Annotated in this window: 7 protein-coding genes; all 7 read right to left on the reverse strand. The window is 49.8% G+C overall.

Annotation, left to right across the window (positions count from 1 at the left end):
* Positions 1-212: 212 nt before the first annotated feature.
* Positions 213-1817 (reverse strand): sigma-54-dependent transcriptional regulator, encoded by a 1605-nt coding sequence (locus HMPREF3277_RS03485; protein WP_003765325.1) that lies wholly within the window; start codon positions 1815-1817, stop codon positions 213-215.
* Positions 1810-3399, reverse strand: coding sequence for a sensor histidine kinase (locus HMPREF3277_RS03490; RefSeq protein WP_003765319.1), 1590 nt, complete (start codon positions 3397-3399; stop codon positions 1810-1812). The genes HMPREF3277_RS03485 and HMPREF3277_RS03490 overlap by 8 nt, the downstream gene beginning before the upstream one ends.
* A gap of 171 nt (positions 3400-3570) precedes the next feature.
* Positions 3571-5880: a DNA topoisomerase IV subunit A gene (gene parC / locus HMPREF3277_RS03495; RefSeq protein WP_070870055.1), complete on the reverse strand. Its 2310-nt coding sequence runs from the start codon at positions 5878-5880 to the stop codon at positions 3571-3573.
* Between the two features lie 349 nt (positions 5881-6229).
* The gene (locus tag HMPREF3277_RS03500) at positions 6230-7759 is read right to left on the reverse strand and encodes an ABC transporter permease (protein WP_070870056.1); all 1530 of its coding nucleotides are present in this window, start codon (positions 7757-7759) and stop codon (positions 6230-6232) included.
* Positions 7760-7908: 149 nt separating this feature from the next.
* Entirely contained in the window at positions 7909-8487 is a 579-nt protein-coding gene (locus tag HMPREF3277_RS03505; RefSeq protein WP_070870057.1) for a hypothetical protein, read from the reverse strand.
* A 375-nt stretch (positions 8488-8862) separates the two neighbouring features.
* A complete protein-coding gene (locus HMPREF3277_RS03510; protein WP_070870058.1) occupies positions 8863-9924 on the reverse strand; it encodes a hypothetical protein in 1062 nt (353 codons plus the stop codon).
* A gap of 10 nt (positions 9925-9934) precedes the next feature.
* On the reverse strand, positions 9935-10763 hold an 829-nt coding region (locus tag HMPREF3277_RS03515; protein ID WP_141765177.1), incomplete at its 5' end, for a DUF2345 domain-containing protein.

A 10763-nucleotide genomic window follows, 5' to 3' on the forward strand; every position in this document is an offset into this window, starting at 1 on the left:
TTGTCCTGATTTAAATTTAATCCACTATATTCAACCGTATTTATCCACAAATCTCCTAAAACAGGGAGGTCGTCTGAAAATTTTCAGACGACCTCTGAGCATAATAATCATCAAAAACCGCGTATCCGACTTAATCGCAGATACGCGGTTTGAGATTTGAAGCACATATTCGGGGCTTGCTTCCTAACCGTTCAGACAATACAAATGCAAACTTAATTGATGTCCAAACGTTCCATACGGTAGCGCATGGAGCGGAAGCTGATGCCTAAAAGCTTGGCTGCTTGAGTGCGGTTGTAACGGGTTTGCTGCAACGCCTGTTCGATAATGCCGCGCTCGATTTGGTCAAGGTAATCTTGAATCTGCATGGTGCGCGGGTCAAACGGCGGAAGCGGCTGGTGATCCAAAGTTTCGCCTTTTCGTGTTTCGGAATCGGCGATGTCGTCAAGACTGAGGTTTGGATGGTCGTTTTTGGGCGTCGTCGTGTTTTGGATTTGCAAATCATCCAGCTGGATAACTTGTCCGACAGTCAGGGCGACGGCGCGTTCGAGGATGTTTTCGAGTTCGCGGAAGTTGCCGGGATAGCTGTAATGCAGCAGGGCTTCTTGCGCTTTGGGGCTGAGTTTGTAGGTTTGCGTACCGTGGCGGTGTTTGTAGAGCAAGTACAGAATCAGCGCGCCCAAGTCTTCACGCATTTCGCGCAGGGGCGGCATGTGCAGGGTAACGACGTTGAGGCGGTAATATAAGTCTTGACGGAATGCACCGCTGTCAACAAGGGCTTCGAGGTTTTTGTGGGTGGCGCAGATGATGCGGACATCGACGAAAGTTTCGCGGGCATCACCGATGCGGCGCACAGCTTTTTCTTGGATGGCGCGCAGGAGTTTGACCTGCATGGCAAGCGGCAAGTCGGCAACTTCGTCGAGGAACAGCGTTCCGCCGTCGGCGTGTTGGAAGAAGCCGAGACGGTCTTGGTCGGCGCCGGTAAAGCTGCCTTTTTTATAGCCGAAGAATTCGCTTTCCATCAGGTTTTCAGGAATCGCGCCACAGTTGACCGCGATAAAAGGCTTGTCGGCGCGATCGGACAATTCGTGGATGGTACGCGCAGCCTGTTCTTTACCAGTACCCGATTCGCCGGAAATATAAACGGGCACGCCGCTGCGGGCGAGGCGGCGGATCAGGTGGCGGACTTCGACCATTTGGGGCGAACTGCCGAGCAGCCGCGGCATATCTTCTTCGCCGCCTAATTCGGGCACGTCTTCGTTCGCACGCATGGCGATCTCGCCGGTGGCAAAGCGTTCTTTCATGGAACGCAGGCTTTCGGGCACGGAGACAGAACCGCTCAAGTCGCGTTTAGGCGGCTTGGGTGGAGTTTTAGGCTTGTTGAATGCGGCAGCGACGGGCGCGGACGGTTTTTCGGTTGGCGGCTGGGCAATTTCGTCGGTGCTGTTGGAAACAGAAACGGCGGATTTAACCAGCGAACGCAGTTGGGAAAGGGTAATCGGCTTTTGCAGGTAGTCGAACGCACCCGCATTAAGGGCTTCGACCGCCTGGTCGGCATTACCGAAAGCGGTAATGACGGCGACAGGGGTGTCGAGCATGAGTTCGTCTATGTATTGGACGACTTCGAGGCCGGAGCCGTCGGGCATCCGCATATCGGTCAAGACGAGGGAATAGTCGTTGTTGTCGAGCTTGTCTTTGGCATCTTCTACGCCGACGGCGGTCTGCACGCGCAGCCCCATCTTCATCAGCGTCATTTCCATCAAGTCACGGATGTCGGCCTCGTCGTCGACGACCAATACTGGGTCTTGCAGCTTACTCATTGTGTTCTCTCGGTAAAATCAGTTCGAATCCATTCATTTCGGGGTGGTAATGGAGTTGGCCCATATTGGCGTGCGCCAGTTCGCGGGCAACGTACAATCCCAATCCCGTACCCTGTTTTTCAGTGGTGTAGAACGGCTCGAAGAGATGGTTGCGGACTTCGGGCGAAATGCCTTTGCCGTTATCGGCAACGACGATGGAAATGTGCATCCTGCCGCTGGGGCGGATCAGGACGGTAATCGCATTCTCATCCTGACGGCTGTGCCGCCACGCGTTATTGCAGAGGTTCCACATGATTTGCTGGATGTGCATCACATCAGCGAGGACGGTAAGGTTATTGCCGTCCATATTCATGCGCAGGCAGCCGATGGCTTCGGAATTGTTGAGCGTAAACTCTTGTTTGAAGTCGAGCCAGAATTTCATCAGGTTGATCGGCTCGCGGCTGATATTGTCGCGTTTGTTGAGCAGGGAGATGTCTTCCAACATTTTGTCGATGCGCTGGATGTTGCTGTCGATGATGCCGCAAAGCTTGGCTTTAACGGGATCGGGTTCGGCATCGTCATCACTTTCTTGCAGCAAATCGCTGGCATGACGGATGGCGGACATCGGATTGCGGATTTCGTGGGCGAGGTTCGCGGTAAGCTGTCCGAGCGAGGTGAGCTTGGTGGACATGGCCTCTGCTGCGACTTCGCGCAGCGAACGGACATACAGCATGAGCAGTTCCGTCTGTTCCTGAATCAGCGGGACGGCGCGGACGTGCATGGCGTGTTGGAAGATGTGGATATCGGTTTCAAACGGTTTGTCGGGATGATATTGCCAGCGTGTAACCAATTCGCCGAACACGACTTCCTGCTGGTCAACCACCAAACCGGGGAAATAGGTTTTTGCCTGTTTGTTGAAAAGCCAGACGCGCTGGGTGCTGTCGATAACGATAACGGCTTCCTGCACGCGGTTGAGAACGAGGCGGTTCAACCCGCTGATGCGGCGGTAGGCAAGCTGATGGCGGCTGGCAGATTCGGTCGCTTGCTCCAAATAGCGGGCGGCGAACGAAGTCAGCATGGCAACGAGGTAACACGCGCCGCAGAGCAGGACCGTAGTAATCAGGGGCTGCGTATCCCAATCAAACGGATGCAGGCGGATGCTGCCGTCAAGCAGCAGATTGAAGAAGAACAGCATGGACGCGTAGCCTGCGTACAGCATGGGATAATGCCCGTAGCTGAGGAGGCAGGACGTCGCGACGAAAGGAAGGACAAGGATGCCGAAGCCCGAATCGACTCCACCGGCGATATACACCAGTATCATCATCATCGAAATATCGACGACTGCGCTGGCATTGGGCAAATCCAAAGTCTGCCATTGCCAGTCCGGACGGGCGACGGATAACAAGATGAGGAAAGAATACAGCGCTGCCCAGCTGTAAAATTCGACGGGAGGGAATGACATGCCGATATGGGTGCCATTGCTGTAAACGCCGAAAGCATGCATAACCAACAGCGGCAGCACGATGGCAATGCGGGCAATATTGATTAAACCGGGTATCCGCTCGCTCAGGTTTCCCAGTTCCTGAAAGCCGGACTTACTCATATCCGCAACCCTTTTTGTTTATTTTTATCATTATTAGTACCTAGTACCTGTTTTTGAAATCGTTCTGCAATATTTCCGCAGACGGTCGTAAATATTTTTTTAATTTTGTCAGCATAACATAAAACGACCGTGTTTTCTAGGTTTTCAATGTGTTATCGTTTCCTCTGTTGCTTATTCGGAAGCTGCGGACAAGGTTTTCAGACGACCTGAGATGTCCAAAACCTTCCCTTTTTTGCCGCGTTTGCCCTCGATGTCGCAAATGCGCAATTTTTCCTGATGCGCCGCACCACGCTTGCCGACGGTTTCAACGATGAATTCCGCAGCCGTGGTTACGAGGACGTGTTCCAGTGATGCACCGTCGGTCAGTGACATCAACTGCAAACCGCGCCCTTTGGGCATGACTTTGAGTTCGCCGATGGAAAACGCCAAGAGGCGGTGGTCGCTGCTGGCCAGTACGATTTTGCAGTCGGGGTTGATGAGCGAAGAGGCATAAACCGCAATCGGCGGCAGGACGGTTTCGCCGCTGTCCACGGTCATCACCACTTTGCCCGCTTTCACGCGCCCGACCATGTCGCCCAGCTTGGCGATGAAGCCGTAGCCGCCGCTGCCTGAAAGCAGGTAGTGCTGTTCGGGCTGACCGGTGAGCATGGCGACGGGTTTGGCGCCGTTTTGCAGCTCGATTAACGATGAAACCGGCACGCCGTCGCCGCGCCCGCCGGGGATTTCGGCGGCATCGAGCGTGTAGGTTCTGCCCAATGAATCAAGGATGACGACGGGCAAAACGGTGCGGCCTTCAAGGGTTTGCTTGAGGCGGTCGCCTTCTTTGAACGCGGTCTGGCTCAAATCGAGGTTGTGTCCGGCACGGCTGCGTATCCAGCCTTTTTCCGACAGAATCAGCGTGATGGGTTCGTCGGCGGTGGTCTGTGTCAGCACCGCGCGTCCGGCTTCTTCCACCAGCGTGCGGCGCGCGTCGCCGAACTGCTTCATGTCCGCCTGCATCTCTTTGATAATCAGCTTGCGTTTTTCGTTTTCATCGCCCAAAAGGATATTCAGACGACCTTGTTCTTCGCGCAATTCGTTCAATTCTTTTTCGAGTTTGAAACCTTCCAAACGCGCCAACTGACGCAGGCGGATTTCCAAAATGTCTTCGGCTTGAATTTCGGTCAGCCCGAATGCCGCCATCAAATCGGCTTTCGGGTCGTCTGATTCGCGGATGACTTTAATCACTTCATCAATGTGCAGAAAGACTTTCAGACGGCCTTCAAGGATGTGCAGCCGTTTTTCCACTTGGTTCAAACGGAATTTCAGACGACGTGTTACAGTCACGACACGGAAATCCAGCCATTCCTGCAAAATCGTTTTCAGGTTTTTCTGCGCGGGGCGGTTGTCCAGCCCCATCATCACCAAGTTCATCGACACGTTGCCTTCCAGCGAAGTCTGCGCCATCAGCGTGTTGATGAAGGTATCCGTATCGATTCGGCTGGATTTTGGTTCGAACACCAGGCGCACGGGATGCTCGCCGTCGGACTCGTCGCGCACGCGGTCGATTAAATCCAGCATCAGCTTTTTGGTATTGAGCTGGTCTTGGTTGAGCTGCTTTTTGCCCGCTTTTGGTTTCGGGTTGGTTTGTTCTTCGATTTCGGCAAGGATTTTGGCAGAATTGGCGTTCGGCGGCAGCTCGGTTACGATGACGCGCCATTGCCCGCGCGCCAGTTTCTCGATTTCGTAACGCGCACGCACGCGCACGCTGCCTTTGCCGGTTTCGTAAATCCGGCGCAATTCGTCTGCCGGCGTGATGATTTGACCGCCGCCGGCAAAATCAGGTGCGGGGATGTACTGCATCAGGTCGGCAGTTTCCAGCGTCGGTTTCTTCAACAGCGCAATCGCCGCCTGCGTGACTTCGTTCAAATTGTGCGACGGAATCTCGGTCGCCATGCCCACCGCAATGCCTGACGCGCCGTTGAGCAAGACCATAGGCAGACGAGCTGGCAGGTGCAACGGCTCGTCAAACGCGCCGTCGTAGTTCGGCACGAAATCCACCGTCCCCTGATTGATTTCGGACAACAGCAATTCCGCAATCGGCGTCAGCCGCGCTTCGGTGTAACGCATCGCCGCCGCCCCGTCGCCGTCGCGCGAACCGAAGTTGCCGATGCCGTCGATTAAGGGGTAGCGCAAGGTAAAATCCTGCGCCATACGCACCATCGCTTCATAGGCGGAACTGTCGCCGTGCGGGTGGTATTTACCCAAAATCTCGCCGACCACGCGCGCCGATTTCACCGGCTTCGCCCCCGCCGTCAAACCCATATCGCGCATGGCAAACAAAATGCGCCGCTGCACGGGCTTCTGGCCGTCTGAAACTTCAGGCAGCGCGCGGCCTTTGACCACGCTCATAGCGTATTCGAGATAGGCGCGTTCGGCGTATTGACCTAAGAGCAGGTAGTCTTCGCCGACAGAGGATGGGACGGAAACGTGTTCGTTCATAAGGAAGCTGGAATGAAAGATAAAGGAAGGTATTGTAAAGGATAGCGAATGAAAATAAAAATGTCGGGGCATGGTTTCGCCGCGCATCTTTTTATAGTGGATTAACTTTAAATCAGGACAAGGCGCCGAAGCCGCAGACAGTACAGATAGTACGGCACCGATTCACTTGGTGCTTCAGCACCTTAGAGAATCGTTTTCTTTGAGCTAAGGCGAGGTAACGCCGTACTGGTTTAAAGTTAAGCCACTATATTTTTGAATGGAATTGCTGACAATCTAAATGGATTTGAGGTCGTCTGAAATGTTTTCAGACGACCTCTATAAACATCATGCTACATTTCAAAAGCAGGCATCAAGTCTTTTCACGTTCGTCCAACAGCAAAAACACCATCAGCGACAACAGCATCAAAACCGTCGTCAACACCATTGCCCGCGCATAATTGTCCTCCCCTGCCCTGCCCAGATACGAATAAATCAAAGTGGTCAGCGTCTGCCATTCCGGACGCGACAAAAACAGCGTGGCGGCAAATTCGCCGATACAGGTTGCCGCCGCCAAAGTCAGACCGCGTCGCAAAGCAGGTTTCAATAAAGGGGCTGTCACATACAAGGTCGTCTGAAAAGCATTTGCCCCCATACCGCGCGCAGCCGACACATAATCTTCAGGCAAATCGTCCCAAGCCGCCAGCACATCTTTTGCCACAAACGGATACGCCAACAGCGCATAAGTGGCGACCAACAAAGGCAGCGATGCCGTCCATTGCGGATAAAGCAGCAATATACCGGCGGCAATGCAGACAGGCGAAACCATAAACGGCAAGAACACCAAACCGCGCACCCACGCCACCCGTCGCGCAACCGCCGCATACATCACCCCCAGTACAACCGCCGTCAAAACCGCCATTCCCGAAAACCGCAGCGTATTCCATCCCGCCGCCAAGGTTTCCTGTTCCAACAACACACCCCAAGACCCGCCTGCCGATACCGCCAGAAAAACCACCGCCGCCAAAGGCAACAGGCAACACAGCAGCAACACCATTAAAGAAAAACCCAGCAAAACACGTTCGCCCAAAGATTGCGGGCGATGGGGCAGCAACGCACGGACCGCCTTATCAGAAGCCGTTTGCCGGCTCAAATACGCATACAGCAGCCCCGCCAATGCCGTCACACCCAACACCATCCACACCAAAACCGACGCCTGAGCCATATCCAGCTCATACATCACCAACTGATAAATCTCCACCTCGACCGTCGCATAACGGCTGCCGCCGAGCAACAAAGCCAGTCCGAAACCCGAAAAACAATACAAAAATACCAAACAAGCCCCACCCGCCAGCCAAGGGCGCAACACCGGCCATTCCACAAAACAAAACCGCTGCCAAGCCCCCGCACCCAGCGTCTGCGCCGACTGCAGCCTCGCCTGCGGCACCTGCAAAAAACCCTGATACGCCGCGCGCACCAACACAGGCAAGTTGAAAAACACATTGCCGTAAAGCAACAAATACGGCGTATCCTGCCAGCCCGCCCACAACACACCGTTTGCCCCGAACAAAGCCAACACACCCACCCCGACCACCAAAGTCGGCATCACAAACGGCAGCATCAAAAGCCGCAAAATCATCTCACGCCCGCGAAACGACAACCTCGCCAACGACCACCCCACCGGAATACCGAGCAGCAAAACCAGCACACAAGTGACCCCCGCCTGAACCACCGTCCAAACCAAGCGATGCTGCATATAATCGTCAGTCACCACCAACGACCAAGCCGACCCGTCATAAGCCGCCATCGCCACCAATGGCGCAACCACCATCACCGCCAAGAAGCCCAAAGGCAACAGCGCAAGCAAAACAGTGGCAGGAAATGAGCGAAACAGAGTTTTCATGGAACAGGTACGCAGGGTTTAAAACAGATATTGTAACGGATACAAAGCAAAGGTCGTCTGAAAAGGATTTTGAACTTTTCAGACGACCTTTATAAATGTTGGACTTTCGAATCAATCTATGCCTCTTGTCAAGCTACATTGACTCTTTTTTATTGATGATTATTACTACTAGGTTTATTGGTCACAGGAAGACAATTTTTCGTAAACTTTTGGTTTGTTTCGGTAATGCTGTTTTCAATAATTAACTCTCCATTTTTAACACAGAACCACATTGATGAAGACATCTTTTCATATTTCGAGGTCCTAACAGCTATAGAAAACGTACCTTTTTCCAGCAGTGGTTTCGGAATAAGAATTGCATTTTCTCCCACAAGAATAACTTTTTCTTTACTTGTAGGCTGCTGTTCTATAGAGGCTTTCAAGCATTCCTCTTTAAAGTTACCTTCTACTTTATGATAGCAACGGATATTTACATTGTATTCACTAATATATTCTCCATTTTGGGAAATCCCTAAAAGGACTTCCCAAATATAATCGTCATCTTCCAACTCTGGTGAGAAAATAATTACATTATTTTGTGTATCAAACAAAGCATCTAACTTAACTGTTTTTTTCTCATGCACTGCAGAAAAACAAACATAAAAAAGAAATATCACAATAGATGCGATTACGATTTTTGGGAAAATCAAATAAATGAATTTTTCTAAATTTAGTTTTACGTTTCTCATGACCAAGTCTTGGAACTTTACTAGATTAGCAGGTATGCCATCCTAAAAAATATAGAGATAGTTATTCTATTATTTTTGACAGGCACGACAATCCAATTGTTTGCAAAATGTTGAATGTGCCTAAGTTTAATATTCTTGTATCAATCATCCTGTATGAATCCGCTGATCGTTATAAACCTATCAACAACATCAAAATTTTTTGAAATCAGGCAACCTGCGTCTTATACAGCTACAACAAAATCTACTCGAAATCTTTTCCAATATTCTCCATAAAATGTAAATTTTGATGTAACCTCGGCACACTATCCCAACAGCTTGATATTCTACAGGGTTAGTGTGTAATTCGAGGCTGATTTAGTTACAGCCTCAAAATTTTTAAGCTAAAACATACCCTCGTAATACCATGATGTAATCAGTAATATTCTTACTGTTATTGTGTTTATTAATAGAGTGCCTTGTTCCCATATCAGGTATTTTATTGCCTTTAGCATCATACCTTAGAAATCGATAATAATAATCCTCTACAACAGTAGCCAAGGCTTCAGGATTATATTCAGTACCATCCAGAAATAAAGGGGCTGGAAGGCTTCCTGTACTTCTTAAAAGTTTTAACGATCGTAAAACTCGTGGTCTAGGAGCATACTTTTCAGATAACGTGTAGACATAAGGATCATATACTTTTTTCATTGCTTGACACCCTAATGCTACTGCGCTAAACATTTTTCCCGCATAATGATATTGCCATGCATGAGTTACCTCATGTACTAACAATGATGGATTAGGTGCGAGTTTGCCATCTTTACTTCTCTGAGTAAAATCATCCATATAATAAGGATGATAGGTTCCATCAATCATTTTATTGTTCAGATTTGGAGCAGGTGGAAAATAAATGTTTCCAAATGGTGTAACTGCATTATCTTCGACAAAGTAAAAATTCCGTTCAAAGAGCACAATTTTATCCATATCCAATGGATACAATGGATTAGTAAAAATTTGTCGTAGTATTTTCCGTTCGTTTTCTGTAAGTTTTCGACTTCTTACAGGGATAATTACCTCTTTTCTTTGTTGCTCTTCCCATTTTTTTATTGTCTGAACTTCAGACTGTTTTAGTTTAATGATATGTGGCTTATTGGGCTTTGAAGTAAATAATGGACAGTGTGTGTGAGTATGAACGATTCCTCCATTATAAAAAAACTCGAAGGTAACTCCTGTTTCCGTAATATCGGAAGGTTCATCGAACTCTATCGGAATTATATTCGTAATAAAACTCTTCCCTGATTGTTTACTAAACTTTTGATTTTGCGAATATTCAAATAAAAAAGATTTTCTCTTTCTTTTACTATAGGAAGTAAAACGATATTCGACTAGATTTTTGTTTTGTCCAATAAAAAGAGAAGTTTGAACTTCTATATAAACATATCTTTTAATTTTACTCATAATAACTTCCTTAGAAATTTTGTAAAAGATGAACCACAAGCTGTTCCTCTTTTTCTGTAATGAAAACTTCGGTAAATCCGTTTTTATCAGTCTTCCCATACATGATTCTGCCATCTTCGTATCTAACCATGTAAGGGATATTTGAATATGGTACCCCATAATCATCGACAAAATGAAACTGTTGCTCACAGATTTCTTGAAATATTGGTAAAAAGGTATAAATCTGTTTAGGCCCCGTCACCTCCAACGGCGCCTTCACTCGCACCAGCTTCGGACTCCCAATCTCCACTTCCCCGTTGCTCAGCTTGATATACGCCCCTTTGCAGGTAATCAGGATCTCTTCCTTCGCCGCAATGGTGATTTTCCCTGCGCTGCTGGTCAGCACCGCATCCTTCAGCGCATTCAGCTGCAGCTCGTCATTCTGTGCCTGCACTTCCACTTTGCCCTGATTCGCCTGCACCTTGATGCCGCTGCTTTGGGCAAACAGGTTGAGGCTCTCTACAGCATGGGCGGTCAGGCTTTGGCCGGCGGTGATGTCGGTATGGTTGCCGCTGACGAGGTGGATGTTTTCATTGGCAGTGTGCAGTTGGCTTTGTTGGGTTGCGGTGGCGATGCCGGCGGGGGCGGTTTGGATCAAACCGGCCTCTTTCAGGTCTTTGAGGGCGTCTTTCAGACGACCCCTTTGGGTTTCTTCATCGGTGTGGTGGTTGTTGGCGGTTTGGGCGGCTTTGTTCAGGCTTTTGGCGAGGGAGAGTGCTTGTTCAATCTGTGCTATGGCATCGTCCATATCCAGCACTTTGCCGCCGGCGTCTTGGTTTTGTGCGCTGACGAGTATGCCT

The organism is Neisseria sp. HMSC70E02 (assembly GCF_001838645.1).
GTDB lineage: Bacteria > Pseudomonadota > Gammaproteobacteria > Burkholderiales > Neisseriaceae > Neisseria > Neisseria macacae.